The following is a 20,526-nucleotide window of genomic DNA, read 5'->3' on the forward strand; positions in this document are numbered from 1 at the left end:
CCCACCCGCTACGGGCAACGCGCCCAGGCCGAGACCACCATCAGCATGCTCAAACGCCTCCTCGGGCCCCAGCTGCGAGCACGAAAAAAGCCCATGCAGCGACGCGAAGCCGCCCTCAAGACCCTCACTCTCAACCTCATGATCCTCTAAACATCTAGAAGCTTTCTACAGAGCTACTTTTGTCCACCTGCTGCGCGCGATAGGGACAAAAGTCTCCCCGGCCACAGCCACCGCGCACCACGCCGCGTACCCTCATTTCTAAGGCGTCAGGTGGCCGGTTTCTACTCGAAAGTGGCGAGATACACGGATGCCAAACAGGCTGCCGCAATCCGCAGCAACGGCCAACGAACATCGGCCGCGGGGCCTTAGCCCCCAGTTCCGCCCCGCCACGCAACGCCGCGTTGGATCACGCGTTCAGCCCAACAACCGGACGCAAACGCGTTCCGGCTGATGCGTTACGCAGTCGGCGAGAGTGGCAAACCCGCCGTACGGCCGCTACTTCGTCTCGTCGATCCGCCGGGTCAGCGCGAAGTAGATCACGTAGAACCACGACAGCAACCCTGCCACAATCGCCCACAGGATCGAGCGGTTCCGCTCCCACGAGCTGACGACCGCGATCGCCGACCCCAGGCTGATGCCGCCCTTGGTGACGGTTTCAGAAACCTGGTCGGCGAGGAGGAGGATGTCCATGGTGAAGCGCCTGCGTCTGCAAGAGTTGGTCATTGCTGACCGGGTGGGTCCGCGGGGGAGTATAATCGTCGCCAACGTTCCGTCGCAATCTTGCAACTCTCCGCCGCTATGCCCGCCCTTACTGACCTGGCCAAGCAGATCGCCACCGACGCCCACGCCGGGCAGTTCCGCCGCGATGGGGTCACGCCCTACATCGAGCACCCGCGGGCGGTGGCGTCGCGGGTCGGCGATGACCCGCGGCTGGTCGCGGCCGCGTGGCTGCACGACGTGCTGGAGGACACCGACCAGACCGCCGAGTCGCTGCTCGCCCAGGGCGTGCCCGCCGAGGTGGTCGACGCGGTCGAGCTGCTGACCAAGAGCCCGGCGGTCGCGTACGGGGACTACCTGGCGCGTGTGGCCGACAGCCCGATCGCCCGGCAGGTGAAGATCGCCGATATGCTCTCGAACCTGTCCGACGGCCCCACGCCGAAGCAGATCCGCAAGTACGCTGAAGGACTGCTGCGGTTAGTCCCCGCCGGCTGACCGGCGCCGTGGTGTGCCGCCGTTCGGTTTAGGCTATAACAGGCACGGCCACCGCCTGTAGCTCCTCCCCGGCGTCAACCGGAACGCGAACCATGGACCCTATTCTTGTCGGCATGCTGCGCACGGTGATCGGGTACAGCGTGTGCGGATCGGTTGTGGCGTTCGTGATCCGCTGGTGGAACCGCACGCAACCGGGCCCCCCACCCGACCAGGCGGCCGCCGTCGGCGCCCTGATCGGGGCCGGCCTGGGCGCGGTGGTAGCCGTGTTCGGGTCGATGCTCGACCGGGTCCCCTAAAGAATCGGCAACCACCTGTATCCATGCCCCGCCTGGGAGCGGGGAAGCGTCACGGGATACTGCCTACGCGGAGGCGATTGAATGCCGCGTCCGTTCTGTGGCGTTACCGGAAGCGACGCCGGCCGGCAACGCCCGCGACCAGCAGCAGTTCCACCAGGGTCGCCGCTCCGGGCTCGGGCACGACGGTAAGGTGGATCGGCGCGCCGTAGTGGATGAACGTAAGTGTGCTGTTGAACGCCGCAGGATCGCTGCCCATTAGGTTCGCCACCGGCAGCGGCGCCCCGGTCCATTGCGACGCAAGCAACCCGAGCACACCGCCTTCGGGATCCAACGCCCCATCGATCGTGAAGCGGGCCGCGCCTCCCCCTAACCACTCCGAGGAGACGCTTACTTCTTGCGATGGGAGTTCGTACCGGAACGAAGGCGGCTCGACCGTCGTAGCGACGTCGAAGACCCGCGGAACGACCTCCCCATCCAACGGCGACAAGATTGCGGGGGCGTCGCCCCACAGGGTTGGGTTGGTGAGGTTGGGCAGTGTGAATTGGTAGGTGTGATCCTCTACGGCGCTCCGTTCGAGAATCGTCCACGAGCCCGCCAACGCCGCCATCGCCGAGGGCCGCAGGTCGTCTAGCTTCGTGGCGACCAAGCCAAGACTCCCGACCTCTTCGTGCCGGAAGCCGTTGGGCATGGTGATCGAGAGCTCGACGTCATCGTCCCGGTCGACGGAGCCCAGCAGGGTGGGTGAGAGCGTGAACTGAAAACCGTACACCGCGCTCCCGTCAGACTGATCAAACCGACTCGCCCGCACGGCGAGGGAATAATCCGACTGCGCCAGCGCAACCCCCGCCCACGCAAGCACCCAAACACACGCCAAGAATCGAGCCATCATTGTTTCGCCCGCTGCTGCCGTAGATTGCGTCGCCCGTCTAACGCGGAGGGCGTCGCTTGCGGCTGGTCTATCGCCGCGTCGAGGGGGCATTATTGCGGCCGGCGCGCGACAACCGGTGAAGATCTGATGAAGACTGCACACCGGCTTGGTGAAACCCCAACCGCGCGGGCAGAGTGCATCCGGAGAGCAACTGCGCTAGCCGCGGAGCACGGCCTCGTCGCGCTGCCGCCGGCCTTCCTGCTCCAGCCAGCGGGTCACGCCGGCGCGGGTCGGCATCTTGAGCAACAGCGACACCCACAGCAGCGCGGCCATCGCCAACGTCCAGTTCGACCGCTCCTGCATGTGGGCCACCAGGTTCATGAGGACGCCCCCCTCGAGGATCGCCGCCGACACGATCAGCGCCGTCTGGTACACGCCGATCGGGTAGGCCGAGTTCTGCGCCTTGGCCTGCAGGAGCCGCCGTACCGGCCCGCTGAGGAAGATGGCGCCGAGCCCCATCACCAGGGCGATCTTGGTGAGCGGCCCCTCGGTCGGCTCGCCGCGCGCCGTCAGCAGCGCGACCAGGGCGAAGGTCAGCGGCCCCATGGCCAGCGCGCCGATGATGATCTGCATCGTCGTGACCTGCTGGTTGAAGTCGCCGGAGGTGGGCTGCTGCATCGGTTTCTGCGGGATCGGGGTGCTTGCGTTAGAATAGGGCCCCTGGTTCTACCACACCCGGCGGGGGTGGTCAGCGCTTGGAGAGCGTTTGCCGAACGCCTGTTGCGGGGCAGCGCCCCGCGAGCCACCCGCCGCCCACCACTCGCCGCCAGCCACCAACCGATCCCCCTGCATGCTCGACACGATCCAAGGCAACCTCTACGACCACCCAAAGTACTACGACCTTGTGTTCGGATCGGACTGGAAGGCCGAGATGGACTTCCTGGAGGACGTGTTCGAGCGGCACACCGACCTGGTCGTGGAGCGGCTGTTCGAGCCGGCCTGCGGCACCGGGCGGCTGCTGTACCGGTTCGCCCAGGCGGGGTACCAGGCGGCCGGCAACGACCTCAACCCCGCGGCGGTCGAGTACTGCAACGAGCGGCTGGCCAAGCACGGCCTGCCGGAGACCGCCGTCGTGGGCGACATGTGCGACTACCGCGTGGCCAAGAAGGTGGACGCGTCGTTCAACACGATCAACAGCTTCCGCCACCTGGCGACCGGGCAGCAGGCGCACGACCACCTGAGTTGTGTTGCGCGGTCGCTTAAGAAGGGGGGGTTGTACGTGCTGGGCCTGCACCTCACGCCGGCCCGGGGCCAGCCCGCCAGCAACGAGGAGAGCTGGGCCGCGCGGCGCGGAAACCTGAGCGTGCTGTCACGCATGTGGTCGATCAAGGTCAACCGAGCCGCCCGCAAAGAGACGGTCGGAATGACTTTTGACGTTTATACCCCGAGCCGCACGTTCCGACTGCAGAATCAGTTCGATTTCCGAACCTACACGGCCGAGCAGATGGACGATCTTATTGCCAGCGTCCCTTCGCTCCAGTGCGTCGCGACCTACGACTTTGCGTATGATGTCGATTGCCCCGTTCAAATAAACCGAAGCACCGAGGACGTGGTGTACGTGCTGCAGAAGCAGTGACGCCGCCCCCTCGGCCGGACCCGTGACGCCACCCACCACCCCCAGCATCACGCCCCCCAGCGCCTGCGGATGGCAGGAGCCCTGGGGCGTGTTCGCCAACTGGGCCGCCGCCCGGCTCGGCCTGGTGATGGAGTTCGACGGGCAGGCGTTCACGCTGCGGCCGGTCGCCGCCGACGCCGAAGACGAGCCGCCCCCCCAACGCAGCGGGCTGGGCTCAGCGTTCCTCTCACGCCGCCGCGCCAAGGACGACCCGCCGCCGGGCGAGAGCTTCGCCAACGCCGCGGAGCTTGCGCAGCAGCTGCTCGCCCGGCTGGCCGCGCTCGACCCGCCGCCCGACCTCGCGCCGGTCGACCAGCCCGAGCGCGTGCACGACCTCGCGCCCGCGCTGCTGGCCGCCTACCGGGTGCAGGACGGCGGCGTGCACATCGCCGGCTGCCACTTCGAGGACGTGCCGTTCGTGCGCGGCACCACGCTGGTCGAGGACGCCGCCGAGCCGACCTTCCGCCACACCCTGCACGACGCCGCCGGCGACGAGGTCGCCGCCCAACTGGCCGACGCGCTGCACCTCGCCCACACCCGCGACCTCGACTACCACCCCCACGCGCCGGCGCCCCGGCCCGCCGCCGACGACGCGCCGCCCACCACCGCGGTGGTGTGGGCCAAGCGGGTGGTGGGGCACCTCCAGTTCACCATCGGCGACGCCACCCTCAAGGCGCCGTTCGAGGGCTGGGCCAGCACGCTGGAGCCCCCGCTGGTGACCTGCCCCAAGACCGGCCGGCAGACCCGCAGCCTGGCGGCCGTCGAGCTGCCCGGACAGGGGAAGACGGCCATCGTCGCCGCCGAAGAGATCGCCCGCTGCGAAGAGAGCGACCGCCCGCTGCTGTCGCGTGACCTGGTCGACTGCGGCGCGACCGGCCGCCGCGTCGCGCCCGACCTGTGCGAGAAGTGCCCCGTGTCGGGCGAGTGGACGCTCAAGTCAGCGTTCACAACCTGCAACCGCTGCGGCCAGCGGGTCGGCCGCGGCTCTCAGCAGGGGGGCCGGTGCGAGGGCTGCCGCCGGATGCGCCGCGTCCGCGGCGGCGACCCCACGCTGCTGGCCATCCTGGCCGCACACCCCACGCTCGCGGCGCTCGGGCGGTGGCGGCTGGCCGAGACCAGCAAGGTGTACCTGCTGCAGGGCTCGCGGATGCTGGCGCGGTACCTGCTGGTGCTCGACCGTCAGGACCTGAGCGTGCTGCGGTCGTGCCGGCTGCAGCCGCTCGGCGGGACGACCGACCTGACGCCGGCCGAGAAGCTGTCGCTGCTCGCCTCTTAGCGCTACGCCTGCTTGCGTGGCTTCAGCTGGGTGAACAGCAGCAGGCTCAACACCGCGACCACCGCGCCGGCGATCACCAGCGTCGTGCGGACCAGGCGCATGTGCCGGACGTGGTCGATCGCCGCCTGCGTGCGCGGGTCGGTCACCGGCGCCAGCGGGCGGTTGAGCGAGTAGAACTCGACCCACTGCTTGTAGGCCTGCTTCGCGTTCATCTGATCGACCAGGCCTTCCATGCGCTGCGCGGTGGCGTTGGGGTCGAAGCCGCCGGGCATTGGCGGCTCGGTGGCCCACCACCAGCCGCCCAGGCCGGCCAGCACGGCGGCGATCAGCAGCCCGGCCGTCAGCACGCCGGCGCGGAACGACCACTCGCCCCCGCCGCGGGCCGACGGCGCGTCACCTGGTTGCACATCGAGCGGCAGATCACGCAACTGCCTGAGCGGCGGCACGTCGAGCTCAGCGCCGCACTCGCACACGACACGGTCGCCCGCCTGCGAGGGTTCGACGCGGATACTCTTGCCGCAGTCGCAGGGGAGCAGGTGCTTGGTTGCCATAACTTTGAGAACAGTCGCCGCTGGGGCCGCGTAGAGCAGGTAACAGGGAAGCACGCCGCCAAGCGGGAGAGCGGCTTCCCAGGCGAGCAGGAACGGACGGCGCCGCGTGCCCCGCCGAGGCTGCCTGCCAGCGTGATAGCTTATCTGCCGGGGCCTCCCTAGGGGGGCGGTCCTGGCGTGATTCGTCCACCGGTTTGCATTCGGGTGGCCGGCCGAGTCGGTCTATCGTACGGATTTTTCCGGTTTTGGCTATGGACCGGCGGCTTGGGCTGCTTAAAATTTAGTGCAGACCATTGACATCGCCCTAAAGACGGTATGCCCGGGCATGGCCTCCCCCCGCTTGGAGCCCACTGCAGCCGGCGACCAGGCTTTGTGCACAGGACGCGGTGATGAACGGTGGCTGCTTGCGTTCCAATAATCCGCCCCAGCGGGGGCAACTCCCTAGGCGAGTCAAGCTCGTCGACGGGCCGCTCAAGAATGAGCACTGCTGGGTCAGCGGTTGGTGATGCCCTGCAAGGTCACAACCAACAACAGACAGAGAAGAACGCGAGGGGTTGCGAGGCGGTGTCCGGCAGGACACGCCAGCGGCGTGACGGGATGGGTTTCGTCACGGCCGCCGCGCCGAGCAACCAAGATTAAGGGCGTGGCTGCCTGCGGGTCTTGGCCCGCGGCGCAGGCGTGTTGGGCAACTTCTATTTGGGTGGCATTCACGACAATGCACGAGTGAGACGACGCCGCGGGCGCGACGCCAGAGGGTCTGGGCAGCAGCCGGGATCGTTTGCCGAAGCGTCGGACTTTGCGCCAGCGTAATCTCCTCCCAAATAAGCTGCCCCACCCGGCTGGCGGTCACGGGGTGTTAGAATTATTTATCTCTACGCGACTTACAAAAGGGGTTGGCACTAAGGGGTTGGCAGACAACGGGTTGATGAGCACGCAGGCGGTCCTGGGATCGCCGACCTGCCACGACGGGACGGCCCACCGGCCCGCCGCGACTCAGCCCGCTTGCCCGGCTCGGGCCGCAGCTTCGCCGCTGCCGGCGCCCGCCGGGCTTGGCTCCGCTGCAGACGCACGGCTGCTTCCACATCCACGGCGAACGCGACGAACCGGCGGCCCTCCCTACCAGGGCGCCTCTCGCGAGCGTGTCTCGGAAGCATGGCGACAACACGGACGCTGCGGGCCACGCGTTGGCGCCGTCCAGCGGCCGGCCGCGTCGACGGACCGAGCACAAGCCTGCGGGGTTTGAGTCCCCACCCCCGACCGCCAAGCACTCCGGTCGCGAGAGCGAGCTAAACCTTCGATTGGTAGGAGTAAACTAAGTTGTACGAATCTATTCTGGACAACGACCTGGATGAGGATGGCGCCGTTGCAACCGAGGTCGCGACCGGGCTGGGCTCGGGGCTGAGCAAGTCCAGCGACGAGGACGACGACGACGGCATCAGCGCCGTGAGCTCGGACGACTCGTCCGACGACGACTCCGATGAGGAGGGCCTGCTCGACGGCGACGAGAACGAGTCCTGGTCCGACGACCCGGTGCGGATGTACCTCACGCAGATGGGCGAGATCCCGCTGCTGACCCGCAAGGAGGAGATCTCGCTCGCCCGCAAGATCGAGACCACCCGCACCGCGTTCCGCCGCAAGCTGCTGGCCTGCGACCACGTGATCCAGAACGCGGTGAAGATCCTGGGCCGCGTGCACCGCGGCGAACTGCCCTTCGACCGCACCGTGCAGGTCAGCGTGACCGACCGGCTGGAGAAGGAGCAGATCCTGGGCCGCATGCCGCACAACCTGCGGACCCTCGAGACGCTGCTCGCCCGCAACGCCGACGACTACCGCATCGCGACCAGCAAGTCGTACAAGCTGACCGAGCGTCGGGCCGCGTGGCGCCGGCTGGGCCAGCGCCGCTGCCGCGCCGTGCTGCTGGTCGAGGAGCTCGGCCTGCGGACGCAGCGCATCGAGCCGATGATCGAGCAGCTGGAGCAGTTCAGCCGCCGCGTCGACGAGCTGTGCGACCAGCTCTCGCAGATGAAGAAGGACCGCCGCCCCATGGAGGAGCGGAAGCCGGTCATCATCGAGACCCGCAACATCCTCCGCGCCCTGCAGGAGACCCCCACCAGCCTCCGCAACCGCGTGGCGGACCTCAAGCAGATCTACACCGAGTACCAGCGGGCCAAGCGCGGCCTGTCCGAGGGCAACCTCCGGCTGGTGGTGTCGATCGCCAAGAAGTACCGCAACCGCGGCCTGTCGTTCCTGGACCTGATCCAGGAGGGCAACGCCGGCCTGATGCGGGCGGTCGACAAGTTTGAGTACCGCCGCGGCTTCAAGTTCTGCACCTACGCCACGTGGTGGATCCGCCAGGCCATCACCCGCGCGGTGGCCGACCAGAGCCGCACCATCCGCATCCCGGTCCACATGGTCGAGACCATGAGCCGCGTGCGGAACGTCAGCCGCGCCCTGCTGCAGAAGCTGGGACGCGAGCCGACCATCGAAGAGACCGCCCGCGCCGCCGAGTGCACCATCGATGAGGCCCGCCGCGTGCTGGCCATGAGCCGCTACCCGATCAGCCTCGACCGCCCGGTCGGCAACAGCGAGGACAGCCACTTCGGCGACCTGCTGCCCGACTCCGGCGCCGAGAGCCCGTCGGTCGGCGCCGCCCAGGAGATGCTCCGCGGCCGGATCACCTCGGTCCTCAAGACCCTGTCCTACCGCGAGCGCGAGATCATCAAGCTCCGCTACGGCCTGGGCGACGGCTACAGCTACACGCTGGAAGAGGTGGGCCACATCTTCAAGGTGACCCGCGAGCGTATCCGCCAGATCGAGGCCAAGGCCGTCCGCAAGCTGCAGCAGCCCAGCCGCAGCGCCGAGCTGGTTGGCTTCCTCGACTAGAGTCCGCTGCGAATCCGATTACCCCAAGAGCCCCGCGTTCGGTTGAACGCGGGGCTTTTTTCGTCAGGTCCGCGCCGCGGTGTCTGAGGCAGCGAACGGAGTGGAACACTAGTCGACGCTGATAGCAGCGATCCGGGTTTCTGAGTCTTCCCAGCTTCCGAACGCGCCGACACGATCCGAGCTTTACCCCCGCCAGGCCCCGTGCTCGAATGCACCCGGGGCTTTCTTCGTTTGAGGGGCGCGCATGGGTTTGTTCAGCATGAGCTACCGGCGGTTCTCGCTCCGGGCGCTGCTCTGCCTGACGACCGTGGCGTGCGTCGGCCTGGGCTGGTGGACCTACCGCGCGCGGGAGCAGCGTTCCGCGGTGCGGACCCTCACGGAGCTTGGCGCCAACTGTGTGTACGACCGCCGCTCCGGCACGGCGCCCGGCTGGCTGCTGACCGCCCTTGGTCCCGACTACTTCTACGGGGTCGCGCTCGTCCAGCTCAACCTGAGCCCGATGCCTCCGCCCCCGCGTCCAAACCTAACGTCTGGCCTGCCGCTGCCAACGATGCCCCGGGGCGCCCCGCTGCAAGACCACGAGCTAGCGGCCGCCGTGCAAGCGGCGCGCAGCCTGGGATCGCTCCGCTCGGTGTGGCTCAGGTTGCCCGCCGCGTCCGCTGCGGCGCGGGCCGACACGCTCGCTCCGATCTTCGCCAAGATCGACACGCTGATGATCTGCCGCGAGCCGCCGGGCGATGAGCAGGGCTCGTCGCCCACGGGGCTGTTCGGCCTCCCGGAGCGCGACCCGGCCGCGCTCTCCCTCCCTCCACTGCTGCCCAACCTGGAGCTGCTGGTGCTAGAAGCCTGCGAGCTGAACCCCGCCGACCTGCGTCAAATCGCTTCCTGCGATCAGCTTGCCCAGCTCGACCTCTACCGCTGCGCGGTGCGGTGCAACAACCTGAACCGGCTCGCCGGCGCCATGAGCCTGCAGAACCTCCACCTGTTAAACATGGACTGGGTCGAACTGCCCTACAACTCGAATGGTGATCTGATGGGAAAGCAGTTTCTGAAACCGTCCGACCTCGCCGCTAGGGCCGGGCGAGAGCAGTTCTTCCCGGCCGATCGAAACCAGCGACTGCGAGAGCTCTTGCCTGGGGTGGCCACGCTACACCAGTACGTTGTGGACGATTACGTCATCCAGAGCATCCCACTGGCGCCGTCCCGATAGCGCGCGTGTCTTTGCATCATCAAACGCCGCGGCTACTTGATACGAACGGCGCGAGTTCAAGGCCGCTTGCTGCGGTTGACTGGGAACGGTCCGTTCTGCTACCTAGCCCCGCCGGCGCCGGATGTCGCGCCGACGCTGCTTACTCCCCGGGGCCGACGATGCGCGCTACAGGATTGATTGCACTAGCGGTCTGGCTGCTTGGCGCGGCCGGCTGCGCCCGGCTCGGACCGCTGTCTCCGCTGGCGCCGCTGGAACGCGCGGCGCTGTACCACCCGGCGGAGTACCCGATCGGCGACTGGTTCCCCGAGGACCTGGAGTACGAGGACGCCTGGTTCCGCGCCGCGGACAACGTGCGGCTGCACGGCTGGTACGCCCCGCACGACGAGCCGCGCGGCGTGGCGCTCTGCCTGCACGGCAACGCCGGCAACATCACGCACCGCGCCGCGATGCTGCGCACGCTGAACGGCCTGGGGCTGTCGACCCTCGTGTTCGACTACCGCGGCTACGGCCGCAGCCAGGGCAAGCCGAGCGAACACGGCATCCTACAGGACGCCCGCGCCGCGAGGGCGTGGCTGGCCGAGCGGGCCGGCGTCGTGGAGCGGGATGTCGTGCTCATCGGCGGCTCGCTTGGCGGCGGCGTGGCGGTCGACCTGGCCGCCCGGGACGGCGCCCGCGGGCTGGTGCTCAGCAGCACGTTCACCTCGCTGCCGGACGTCGGAGCGCACCACCTGCCGCTGCTGCCAACCGGCCTGCTGATGACCAACCGGCTCGACTCGCTGTCGCTTATCAAGCAGTACCACGGGCCGCTGCTGCAGTACCACGGCGAGGCGGACACGGTGGTTCCCTATGAGCTGGGGCGCGAGCTGTTCGACGCCGCGCCCGGCCCCAAGCGATTCGTGTCGCAGGAGGGAGCGGGCCACAACGACGACCTGAGCGCCGAGTTCTTCGCCTCGCTGGACGCATTCCTCGACTCGCTGCCGCCCGAAGAGCAGCCAACCGCGGGCTAGCAACCGCCCAGCAGCTGCCGGCGGAAGCCCGGCGGTTCCGAGGCCTACAAGTGTTGGCGCAGCGCCTCGGCAGGCAGCCCCAAGCGGCGAGCCGCGGCGTATCCGGCGCCGCCCGCGCATCCGGCGCCACCCGACACCGCGACGGCCAGACGCGGCGGCCGCGCCCGCGGGCCGCGCGGGCGGTGGGACGTACGTTTCCGGTGGACCCGCACTGGCCACCCGCCCGCCACGCCGCATGCCCCGTCGACTGTTTTTCCTGCTGACCGCCGTCGCGCTGCTCGACGCGTGCGGGCTCCGCCGCGCCGTCGCGGCCGACCTGCTGTTCGTCCGCACCAACTCCGGCGCGTACACCAGCGAGGAGCAGGCGCGGGTGACGCAGCTCGAGTCGTGGGGCTACACGGTCACGCCGATCTGGGACGGCGACTCGCAGGCCAACTTCGACGCGGCCGTCGCGGCGGCGGACGTGGCCTTCGCCGGCAGCACCGTGGACGATCACGAGCTCCTCTACAAGCTCCGCACGGCAGGGTGCGGCGTCGTAAGCGAGACGCACGGCCTGGACGAGGAGTTCGGCTACGTGAGCGCCGAAGGGTACAACGTTTCGGCCAGCACGATCGAGTCGGTGGACAACTCGCACACGGTTACCGCCGGCCTCGCGCCTGGAACGGTGACGATCGTTTCGTCCGCGCAGGAATTGTCCGCGAACAACGGCACGATCGCCACGGGGATGACGGTGCTGGCCAACCAGAACTACGGGCTGTCGCTCGGCGTCCTCGAGGCCGGCGGCGCGCTGGCCAACACCCACAACAGCAACAGCACCGCCAGCGGCCGCCGCGTGCGCATGCCCTGGGGCTACACGTTCAGCTGGTCGTCGCTCAACGCCGACGGCCTGCTGATCCTGCAGAACGCGCTGAGCTGGGCCTCCGCCGGCGACGACACCGACCTGCTGCTGCACTGGAAGCTCGACGAGACTTGCGGCGCGACGGCCACGGACTCCTCTCCCTACACCCGCGACGGAACCGTTTCGGGAACGACCGCCTGGACCGCCGCGCCGCGGAAGAACGGCCTGAGCACCGGCGCCGGCGGCAGGGTGGCCGTGACGGACGAGCTGGGCGAACCGGCAAGCTGGACCGTCGCCGGCTGGGCCGACACCACGGGCACGGAAGCCGACGGCGCCGCCGTGGTGAGCGTCGGCGACTGTGTGGCGCTGCTGTCCCACTACAGCGGCAGCGGCTCGCCGGCCGTGGCGTACTGGAACGGCTCGGCGTTGCAGTACGTGACCGCGTCGGGCGGCAGCCAGGTGGGCGCCGGCTGGCGGCACTACGCCGCCACCTTCGACAACGCCACCAAGTCGCTGCGGATCTACATCGACGGCGAGCTGGCCGGCAGCGGAACCACCAGCGGGTCGCCCGTCTACGACGTGGGGACCCGGACGGTCGCCGGCGACGTCGACACCACCTACTACGCGATGCAGCTGACCGGCGCCCTAGACGACATCCGGGTGTACAACCGGCCGCTGTCGGACGCCGAGGTGGCCGAGCTGTTCGGCTTCATGGGCCACTGGCGGCTGGACGAAGAGAGCGGCGCCACCGCCTACGACTCGTCACCGAGCGGCAACGACGGCGACTACCTCAACGCCCCCTATCTGGGCAGCCAGGGGGCGCGGACCAACAGCGTCACGCTGGCGGCCGACACCGGCCACGACCGGGTCCGCATCCCCCACGGCGCCATCGACGGGCAGACCGAGGCGACCGTGGCGTGGTGGATGCGGACCTCCAAGACCGGCGAGCAGGCGGTGCTCAGCGGCGCCAACGCGACGTTCTCCCAGGCGAACTCGTTCCTGCTGTTCTTCAGCAACCACAAGACCTTCACGCCCTACCTGGATGGGACCAACAAGTCACTCGGCATCAACTCGATCGCCGACGACCGCTGGCGGCATTTCGTGTTCACGCACGACCGCGCCAGCGGCGCCGCCGAGCTGTTCATCAACGGCCAGTCGGCCGGCACGCTCTCGTACCCCGCGCGGACGGGGACTTTCTCCGTCAGCGCCAACGGCCTGATCCTCGGCGAGGAGCAGGACTCGGTCGGCGGAGGGTTCGTAGAGTCGCAGGCGCTGGTGGGCGACCTGGACGACGTCCGGATCTACAACCGCATCCTGTCGCAGGAAGAGATCGCCGCGCTGTACGGGCTGATCGGCCACTGGCGGCTCGACGAGGCCAGCGGGACCACCGCGGCCGACTCATCCGGCGCCGGCAACGACGGCACGTACAACGGCGGACCGGCGCTGGCGGCCGCGGGGCCCTACCCCGGCGACGGCGCCAACTCGGCCGAGCTCGACGGCGCGGGCGACTACGTCGACCTGCCAGACCTGGCGGTCGACTTCCAGGACGGGTGCACCCTGTCGTGCTGGGCCCGCCCAACCTCCAACGGCGTGTGGGAGCGGTTCGTCGACCTCGGCAACGGCGCCGGCGGCGACAACCTGCTGTTCGGGCGGCGGTCGACCTCCAACGACCTGACCGTGCACCTGTACGGCGGGTCGCTCGGCGGGTCACAAATCATCACCGCCACCGATGGCCTCACCAACGACCAGTGGCGCCACTACGTCGCGGTGGTCGACCACCAGGGGCAGGCGACCCTGTACCGCGACGGCGTCGAGCTGACCACGGCGACCATCGGCGTGCCCTCGAGCGAGCAGCGTGCGGACAACTTCATCGGCCGGAGCAACTGGGGCGCCGACGCCAACTTCCAGGGCCGGCTGCACGACGTGCGGCTCTACAACCGACCGCTTTCGTTGAGCGAGATCGGCGAGCTCTACGGGCTGGTCGGGCAGTGGAAGCTGGACGAGTCGAGCGGCTCGGTGGCGGTCGACTCGTCGCTGATGCAGCAGCACGGGACCTACGCGGGCGGCGTCGCGTTGGGGGGCGCCGGGCCGGTGAGCAACCTGCAGGCCGCGTCGTTTGACGGCGTCGACGGCCACGTGCAGCTGCCGAGCTACTCGACCGACTTCTCGCGCGGCGTCACGCTGATGGCGTGGGGCAAGCCGTCGGCGGCGCCCTACTGGGCCCGCTTCCTCGAGCTGAGCAACGGCGAGGACGTCGACAACCTGGTGCTCGCCCGCGACGAAACGACCAGCACGCTGGCCGCCACCAACCACGACGGCAGCCTCAGCGCGGTCGAGCGGATGTACGCGGCCGACGCCATCACCAACAGCACGTGGCAGCACTACGCGTTCACGCTCGACTCCACTGGCCTGGGCACGCTGTACGTCAACGGCGAGTCGGTCGCGACCGACGTCATGGGCACGCCGAGCGACGCCGTCCGCGCGACCAACTACATCGCCCGCAGCTCGTACGGCGTTGACGGCTACTACCAGGGCCAGACCTACGACGCCCGCGTCTACAACCGCCCGGCCACCGCGGAAGAGATCGAGGCCGCCTACCAGTCGGGCCGTGTGCAGGGACTGCGGATCATCCGCTGGGTCGAGTCGCGGTAGCGCGAGTACGCACTGGCGGGCCGACCAGCGAAGGCGCTGTCACCTCGATTTCCCGAACGCTAGAAACTCCAGCGGACCTGGGAGTGGAATCCGGCGCCCGAATTCTCTGGCAGCGACCGGTAGATCGTTTCACGCCAGGTGAACTCGAAGCCGACCCGGCAGACCTTGTTCGCGTCCCAGAGCAGGTTGGCGAAGTAGGTGTCGTTCTGCACGCGTCCCAACGCCAACGGGTCGGCGGTCACGTCGGCGTCCCGCGGGTCGTCGATGCCGTAGCCCCAATGGCTGTGCAGGCAGGGCGTGAGGTACACGTAGGCCTCGCACCATCCGCCGCTCGTGCGGATCGAATTCAGGGTGTCGACGTTCACCATCTGGAGGATGCCGCCGTTGTAGGTGCCGAGCCCCCGCCCGGTGTGGTATTCGGCCGCGAAGCCGAACATCGGGCTCACCCGCCAGCGGACGTCGGCGCCCAGCCCCCACACGTCGGCCACCACCTGGGGGTCGGGCGGGAGCGGGGTGGTGCGGACCTGTCCGACGATGCCGGACACGCCCACCTCGAATGGCCGCGGCGCCCTGCGGCGCGCCAAGCGCCAACGCCAGGCGCCCCTCGACGTTGGGCCAGCCGTTGTCTTCACTGATGCCGAACGTGGGGTCGACCGTTGTTGGAACCGGCTCGCTCAGCGCGCCCTGCACGGTCCACTGCACCTGCTTGCTGGGGTTGAAGTACCGCTCGAGCCGCACCTGGCCGCGGAACGCGTTGCCCGAGTTGCCCGAGGCGGAGAGCGCTGAGAACGGGAGGATGGTCGGCAGCAGCGGGTTGAACACGTCGAACTGCAGGCCCGCCGCGAACCGCCAGTCGTCGTTCCGCACCTCGCCGAACGCCAGCATCGGCAGGAAGCCGTACTTGTCCGCCAGCACGTTGTCGTTGTAGAAGATGCCCAGCACCTGGCCGCCCGTCTGCCAGCCGCCGATCCGAGGGCCCGTGAAGGCCGCGCCCAGCGAGCTCTGCCGCCCGTGCAGGTCGAACGTGTTGTCGTCCCGCCCCGCGATGGCGCCCGGCGCCAAGAAGTAGGGCGTGCCCGGCGAAACAGGGCGGGCCTCGCTGAACAGCATGTCGGCGGTCAGGGTCCCGAACACGCTGACATTGTAGAAGGGGTTCAGCGTCGAGACCCGCGGGCAGTCGACGCAGGGCGCCTCGGGCGTGGGACACAGGCAGGAGTAGCAGCCGCTGCAGCCGCAGCAGCAACCGGCGCCGCACGTTCCGCAACAGCCCGAATCATCCAGGCAGCTCCCGCAGGTAACGCTGTCGCAGCCGATGTCCGTTCCCCAGCTGCACTGCGACGTGAGCCAGCTGTCGTCGGCGTCCAGACGCTGGATGAGCGCGTTGTGGTCCGCCTCGCGCTGCGCATCCCGCTCACGTAGGGACTTCAGCTCCTCCTGGATCGCGTCGAGCTGCAGGCGGGAGACCTCGACCATGTCCCCAGCCTCATCGGGCGTCGGCGCGGCGCCCAGCAAGGAGCACGCGCAAACCAACACCTGAGCCAACGCCATTGAGCCGTGTTTCACCACAATCGCCTCCGCGAGTGCTCTCAGGGGGTCTTCCCGCCGGCTGCGCGGCGCAACCTGCATTACTCCTGCCACAGGAACCTTAGGAGGGATCGGCGCCACAGTCCTGCAAACCGCTCGATCTAGCAGGATTAGCGGTTATGACGACCGACGATCTTCCCGCACCGTCAAAGTCCAACAGGGCGGCGGGGGTCACCTAGGATGTGCGAAGCAGGTTGGGCGGCCCGGTCGATCCGCCTTGACTCCGTTTACATATGTAATCTATGGTGCCCCGCAGACGAAGGATTCGCCCCCGCACCTGAGGAACCCGCCGTGGCAGACAGCGTCGCTATCTCCGATGCGGAGTGGCTGGTGATGAACGTCGTGTGGGACGACCAGCCGGTCGAGGCGCAGCAGGTGGTTGACCGGCTGTCCGCCGCCAACGACTGGTCGCCCGCCACCATCAAGACCATGCTCCACCGGCTGGTGAAGAAGCAGGCGCTCACGTTCGAGCGGGATGGCAAGCGGTACCTGTACCGCGCCGCCGCCCGCCGGGGCGACTGCGTGCGGCGGGCCAGCCGCTCGTTCCTCGACCGCGTGTTCGGCGGCTCGGCCGCGCCGGCCCTGATGCACCTGGTCAAGAACTCCAAGCTAACCGACGACGAGGTGGCCGAGCTCCGCCGCCTGCTCGACAAGAAGTCCGCCGACTAGCGGGGAGTCGCCCCCAGGTTCCCGTGCGATCCTACTAGTACGCTCTCCCTAAAATGGCTTCCTGTGATGCACTCGGGCGTGAGCACGAATCCCGCAGTTTACGAAGGGTTTCGTGCGGACCCAACGGCCCCGCTACAGGAACGTTGTTCGTGCCACTGGCACTAGCCGCAGGGCGTTAGCCCCCGGTTGCCAACCCAAGGAAGGTTCGATCATGCGAGGTTTCATCCACCCTGTCGAAGAGCTCTTCGAGGGGATCGCCAACGCCGCGATCGCCGCGGTGGCGGTTGTGCTGCTGGTGTGGCTGGTCGACCGGCTCGCCGGCCGGCGCCTCTCGCCAGGGATCCGCGCGGCGCTGTGGCTGCTGGTCGCGGCCCGGCTGGTGATGCCCACCGGCCCCGACAGCGCACTGAGCGTGCAGCGGGTCTGGAGCCTGTTCGAACGAGCGCAGCCTGCCGCCGCGGTCGCCGAGGCACAGAACGGAACGCAGGCGAGCCCGATGACGGGCGATCAGCCATCGAGGGCGGCCGAATGGGAGCGAGCCAGTTCCGGCACACCGGCAAGCGCTCAGCCGGCGCGCCCCACGCGGCGGAGCGGCCCGGACTGGGACGACATCATCTTTTGGACCCTGATGTTCGCCTGGCCCGCCGGCGTGGCCTGGGTGCTGCTGCGGGCGGCGTACGCGTCGGCCCGGTTCGCGTGGCGCCTCCATTCGAGCGCTGAGGAAACCGCGGACGCAACGGTCGACGTGGTGCTGCACGCGTGCGACGAGGTCGGCGTCTGCCGCCCCCGCATCAAGCGCGTGCCGGGCCTGGGTGCGCCGGCGCTGTTTGGGGTGCTGCGGCCGACGCTCTGCCTGCCCCTCGATAGCGAACTCTCCACCGCCGAGCTCCGCATGATCGCGCTGCACGAGGCGGCCCACCTGCGACGCCGTGACTGCCTGGTCGCGTGGCTGCTGACCCCGATCCGGGCGCTGCACTGGTGCAACCCGATCGCGTGGCTCGCCCTGGGCCGCTACGAGCGCTACCGCGAACAGGCGTGTGACGAGGCGGTCCGCCGCCGTTTGCCCGCGTCGCAGCTCACGTCGTACGCCGACCTGCTGCTCCGCTTCGCCTCGGCCAAGCCCGCGCCGGCGCCCGGGCTGGTGGGCCTCTGGTTCGCGCGGTCGGCCCGTGAACTCGGCGCCCGCATCGAGGCGCTTGACGAACCCACGCCCGGCCAGCGCCGCGTTCCGAAGCTGGTGGGCGTCGCGTTGCTGGCGGTGGTCGCGGTCGCGACGCTGACCGATCCGGCGGTGTCGCGTTCCAACGCCCCCGCGGCGGTTCTGCCGAAGCAGGTCAGCCCGTACAGCTGGACCATCCCGCCAGGTACTGACGCGGTTGATGATGAACTGCTGCACGAAAGCTACGACCTCACCGACGCGGTCGCCAAGATCGCCGAGGTTCGGCCGGAAGAACAGGAACCGCAGCAGTGGCTGCTGAAGTACCTGCACCTGTTCGACGGCGAGCACCGCGTGCTGCGGCCAGCGGGCTCCAACCGGGTGTTGGTGCGATCAACCAGGGAGGGACACCGGTTCTTCGCCAACCTGCTGGGCGATGCCGAGCGGTTCGGGCACACCTGGCAGGTGGTGGTCTCCACGCGGGTGTTCAGAGCCGAGGACGTCGAGAGCCTGCCCGATGTCGACTGGAAAAAGGTCACCGTGTTCCCCCCGACCGACAGCACCGTGGACCCTCCCCTGCCGTCGTCGGGCGAGTTCTCCGGCGATGAGCACGCGGCCGAAGAAATCTCGCTGTCGACCGAGTCAGTTAGCTTCGAGTACGCGCCGCACCTGGCGGTGCGGCTGTCGTCGGCTGCTACCGACCGCCTGATGAGGGCCGCCTCCACCGGTCGGGGCGATTCTCCCTACAGCGCGCCGAAGGTGACCCTGTTTAACGGGCAAGAAGCGATGGTGATCGACCGCTCTCAGACGCCCTTCGTCGTTGGGGTCGAGTACGTCGAGGGCGAGCACGCCACCGCCGCGCAGCCAACCATCGCCGTGCTGCCCGAGGGCGCCCGCGTCGACGTGCGGCCCCGGATGGTGGACGCCGACACGGTTGACCTCAACTGCCGGCTCGTGCTGACGCACATCGGCCGCGTGGGCGAGGCCAAGCTGCCGGGCCAGGACATCGTGGTTCAGACCCCCCGCATCGACCGCAAGTCGCTCTCCGCCCGCTGCCGCCTGAAGAAGGGGCAGACGCTGCTGCTGGCGCCCCTTACCGGCTTCAACGGGGACGCAAAGCAGCCGTCCGATCGCTCGTTCTATTACGCCGTGACGGTCGACTGGTTCGCCGACCCGCTGGAGCCCGCCAACTGACGCCCCGCCCGCACGCCACTTGCGGCCTCCTGAATCGCAGGGCTATCATCTAGCGCAGCGGCGCGGCGCCCGGCCCGACCGCATTCCCCACAAGGCATCCGGAGGGAGTCTGACATGCGTGCTTGTGTTCTGGCGTTGGTGCTTGGCGCCCTCGTTACCGGTTGTTCGAGCGACACCTCGGCGCCCGCCGCCGGCGCCGCGGACGGTGAGACGTCCGAGGTGATCGTGGTGGACGGCGTCTGCCCGATCAGCGGAGAAGCGGTCGACGAGGCGGTTACGGTCGACTACCAGGGCAAGACGGTCAAGTTCTGCTGCAAGGACTGCCTGGCCTCGTGGGAGAAGATGACCGACGAGGAGAAGCAGGCCAAGCTGGCCGCCGCCGAAGCGAAGCTCAACAAGTAGCCGCGGAGCTGAACAACCAGCCGCGGCGCATCACCCGCCGGGCGGCTGGCTGGCGAGCTGCACCATCGCCTCGATGGCCCGCGGCCGCGTCGCCTCGTCCACAATCAGGTAGCGGTCGCGGCCCCCGCCCGGCTCGAAGCGTGTGAGGCCGTCGTCGGCGATGCTCACCCGCCCCGGCTGCGACAACCGGAAGTAGCCGCGGTCCGGTCGGACCGCGTACAGCACCGACGTCAGGTCCCAGGTGGGGCGGTCGTGCGGCGGCGGGTTGTACAGCCGGTACGCCTCGGGCAGCGGGTGGTGGTCCGCGTAGCGGTAGTCCCGCTCGATGCTCTCGTGCGGGTAGCGGAGGTTGAGCCCCACCTCGAAGCCGCTCCACACGATCGGCGTCGGCCAATTGGCGCACAGCTTCTGAGCCGCGGCGATGTCCATCACCACGTTGTACTCGTAGTGCTCACGCGGCTGGCCGGTGGAGTCGTCGGGGACCTTGGCGAACGCGCCCGCCATAACCGACAGCAGCCGCACCTTCTTGGCCGCCAGCTCCCGCCCCGCCAGCGGGCTGTGCTGATCGGGCGCCGACTCCAGCAGGTCGGCCAGGTTGGTCGAGAAGCCCACCTGGCAGACAACCACCGAACCGTCCTCGGCCGCGGCGAGCGTCCTCCGCAGCACCTCGACCGCCGGCGGCGCCTCGCGCCCCGAACCGAGGTCGTGCGGGTAGCGAGGTCCGTCGGCGTCGGCGGACTCGCACAGACCGTTGTACTTCCCCTCCTCCGGCGTGACCCCGCTGCCACACACGCCGATCGGCACATCGCCCCGCCCGTAGAACGTGTTCACCACGTCGGCGAAGGGGGCGGCGTACGGGTGGTCCTTGGTGATCGTGACGGCCAGCAGCTCACACTCGCCCCGCGAACAGAGCGCGTGGATCATCCCGAGCGGCAGCACGTCGTCGCAGTCGTTGCCGAGGTCCGTGTCAAAGATCAGCGGGATCGCCGCGCCGTCGTCGGCCGCGCAGGCGCCAGGCAGGCCCGCTGCCAAAAGCAGCATCAGGATCACGCG

18 protein-coding genes are annotated in these 20,526 nt (G+C 68.9%); 12 read left to right on the top strand and 6 right to left on the bottom strand.

The features are described 5' to 3' along the window. Positions 1 to 495 precede the first annotated feature (495 nt). Entirely contained in the window at positions 496 to 690 is a 195-nt protein-coding gene (locus KOR34_RS23235; protein ID WP_146568529.1) for a hypothetical protein, read from the bottom strand. A 108-nt stretch (positions 691 to 798) separates the two neighbouring features. Here KOR34_RS23235 and KOR34_RS23240 point away from each other — a divergent pair, with 108 nt between their 5' ends. Beyond that, complete coding sequence (locus KOR34_RS23240; protein ID WP_146568530.1) at positions 799 to 1,212, top strand: HD domain-containing protein; 414 nt, start codon at positions 799 to 801, stop codon at positions 1,210 to 1,212. Between the two features lie 92 nt (positions 1,213 to 1,304). Then, on the top strand, positions 1,305 to 1,508 hold the full coding sequence (locus KOR34_RS23245) for a hypothetical protein (protein WP_146568531.1): 204 nt from the start codon (positions 1,305 to 1,307) through the stop codon (positions 1,506 to 1,508). Positions 1,509 to 1,611: 103 nt separating this feature from the next. Here the strand turns inward: KOR34_RS23245 and KOR34_RS23250 are convergent, their stop codons facing one another. Then, positions 1,612 to 2,394, bottom strand: coding sequence for a hypothetical protein (locus tag KOR34_RS23250; RefSeq protein WP_146568532.1), 783 nt, complete (start codon positions 2,392 to 2,394; stop codon positions 1,612 to 1,614). 198 nt (positions 2,395 to 2,592) lie between these two features. Further along, complete coding sequence (locus KOR34_RS23255) at positions 2,593 to 3,054, bottom strand: hypothetical protein (RefSeq protein ID WP_146568533.1); 462 nt, start codon at positions 3,052 to 3,054, stop codon at positions 2,593 to 2,595. Between the two features lie 172 nt (positions 3,055 to 3,226). On the opposite strand from KOR34_RS23255, the gene KOR34_RS23260 reads away from it, so the two are divergent. After that, positions 3,227 to 4,012 (top strand): class I SAM-dependent methyltransferase, encoded by a 786-nt coding sequence (locus KOR34_RS23260; RefSeq protein WP_146568534.1) that lies wholly within the window; start codon positions 3,227 to 3,229, stop codon positions 4,010 to 4,012. A 22-nt stretch (positions 4,013 to 4,034) separates the two neighbouring features. Beyond that, positions 4,035 to 5,327 (top strand): hypothetical protein, encoded by a 1,293-nt coding sequence (locus tag KOR34_RS23265; protein WP_146568535.1) that lies wholly within the window; start codon positions 4,035 to 4,037, stop codon positions 5,325 to 5,327. A 2-nt stretch (positions 5,328 to 5,329) separates the two neighbouring features. On the opposite strand, the gene KOR34_RS23270 is transcribed toward KOR34_RS23265, so the two are convergent. Continuing rightward, the gene (locus tag KOR34_RS23270; protein WP_146568536.1) at positions 5,330 to 5,878 is read right to left on the bottom strand and encodes a hypothetical protein; all 549 of its coding nucleotides are present in this window, start codon (positions 5,876 to 5,878) and stop codon (positions 5,330 to 5,332) included. 1,443 nt (positions 5,879 to 7,321) lie between these two features. Between KOR34_RS23270 and KOR34_RS23275 the strand changes: the two genes are divergently transcribed. The 4 genes from KOR34_RS23275 to KOR34_RS23290 all read left to right on the top strand — a co-directional run bounded on the left by KOR34_RS23275 (position 7,322) and on the right by KOR34_RS23290 (position 14,468). Further along, positions 7,322 to 8,761: a sigma-70 family RNA polymerase sigma factor gene (locus KOR34_RS23275; RefSeq protein WP_390620808.1), complete on the top strand. Its 1,440-nt coding sequence runs from the start codon at positions 7,322 to 7,324 to the stop codon at positions 8,759 to 8,761. A 244-nt stretch (positions 8,762 to 9,005) separates the two neighbouring features. Next, the gene (locus tag KOR34_RS23280; protein WP_146568538.1) at positions 9,006 to 9,971 is read left to right on the top strand and encodes a hypothetical protein; all 966 of its coding nucleotides are present in this window, start codon (positions 9,006 to 9,008) and stop codon (positions 9,969 to 9,971) included. Between the two features lie 158 nt (positions 9,972 to 10,129). Continuing rightward, complete coding sequence (locus tag KOR34_RS23285; RefSeq protein ID WP_146568539.1) at positions 10,130 to 10,978, top strand: alpha/beta hydrolase; 849 nt, start codon at positions 10,130 to 10,132, stop codon at positions 10,976 to 10,978. Between the two features lie 235 nt (positions 10,979 to 11,213). Then, a complete protein-coding gene (locus KOR34_RS23290) occupies positions 11,214 to 14,468 on the top strand; it encodes a LamG domain-containing protein (protein ID WP_146568540.1) in 3,255 nt (1,084 codons plus the stop codon). 59 nt (positions 14,469 to 14,527) lie between these two features. Here KOR34_RS23290 and KOR34_RS23295 read toward each other — a convergent pair whose 3' ends face one another. Beyond that, a complete protein-coding gene (locus tag KOR34_RS23295) occupies positions 14,528 to 15,052 on the bottom strand; it encodes a hypothetical protein (RefSeq protein WP_146568541.1) in 525 nt (174 codons plus the stop codon). A gap of 50 nt (positions 15,053 to 15,102) precedes the next feature. Between KOR34_RS23295 and KOR34_RS23300 the strand changes: the two genes are divergently transcribed. From KOR34_RS23300 to KOR34_RS23315, 4 genes are all read left to right on the top strand, one after another. Then, the gene (locus KOR34_RS23300) at positions 15,103 to 15,396 is read left to right on the top strand and encodes a hypothetical protein (RefSeq protein ID WP_146568542.1); all 294 of its coding nucleotides are present in this window, start codon (positions 15,103 to 15,105) and stop codon (positions 15,394 to 15,396) included. Between the two features lie 947 nt (positions 15,397 to 16,343). Continuing rightward, the gene (locus KOR34_RS23305; protein ID WP_228714752.1) at positions 16,344 to 16,721 is read left to right on the top strand and encodes a BlaI/MecI/CopY family transcriptional regulator; all 378 of its coding nucleotides are present in this window, start codon (positions 16,344 to 16,346) and stop codon (positions 16,719 to 16,721) included. 211 nt (positions 16,722 to 16,932) lie between these two features. Then, complete coding sequence (locus KOR34_RS23310) at positions 16,933 to 19,071, top strand: M56 family metallopeptidase (protein ID WP_146568544.1); 2,139 nt, start codon at positions 16,933 to 16,935, stop codon at positions 19,069 to 19,071. Between the two features lie 114 nt (positions 19,072 to 19,185). Beyond that, complete coding sequence (locus KOR34_RS23315) at positions 19,186 to 19,473, top strand: hypothetical protein (RefSeq protein ID WP_146568545.1); 288 nt, start codon at positions 19,186 to 19,188, stop codon at positions 19,471 to 19,473. A gap of 30 nt (positions 19,474 to 19,503) precedes the next feature. Here the strand turns inward: KOR34_RS23315 and KOR34_RS23320 are convergent, their stop codons facing one another. Beyond that, on the bottom strand, positions 19,504 to 20,514 hold the full coding sequence (locus KOR34_RS23320; RefSeq protein ID WP_228714760.1) for a nucleoside hydrolase: 1,011 nt from the start codon (positions 20,512 to 20,514) through the stop codon (positions 19,504 to 19,506). Between the last annotated feature and the right edge of the window lie 12 nt (positions 20,515 to 20,526).

Source organism: Posidoniimonas corsicana, assembly GCF_007859765.1.
Taxonomy (GTDB): Bacteria; Planctomycetota; Planctomycetia; order Pirellulales; family Lacipirellulaceae; genus Posidoniimonas; species Posidoniimonas corsicana.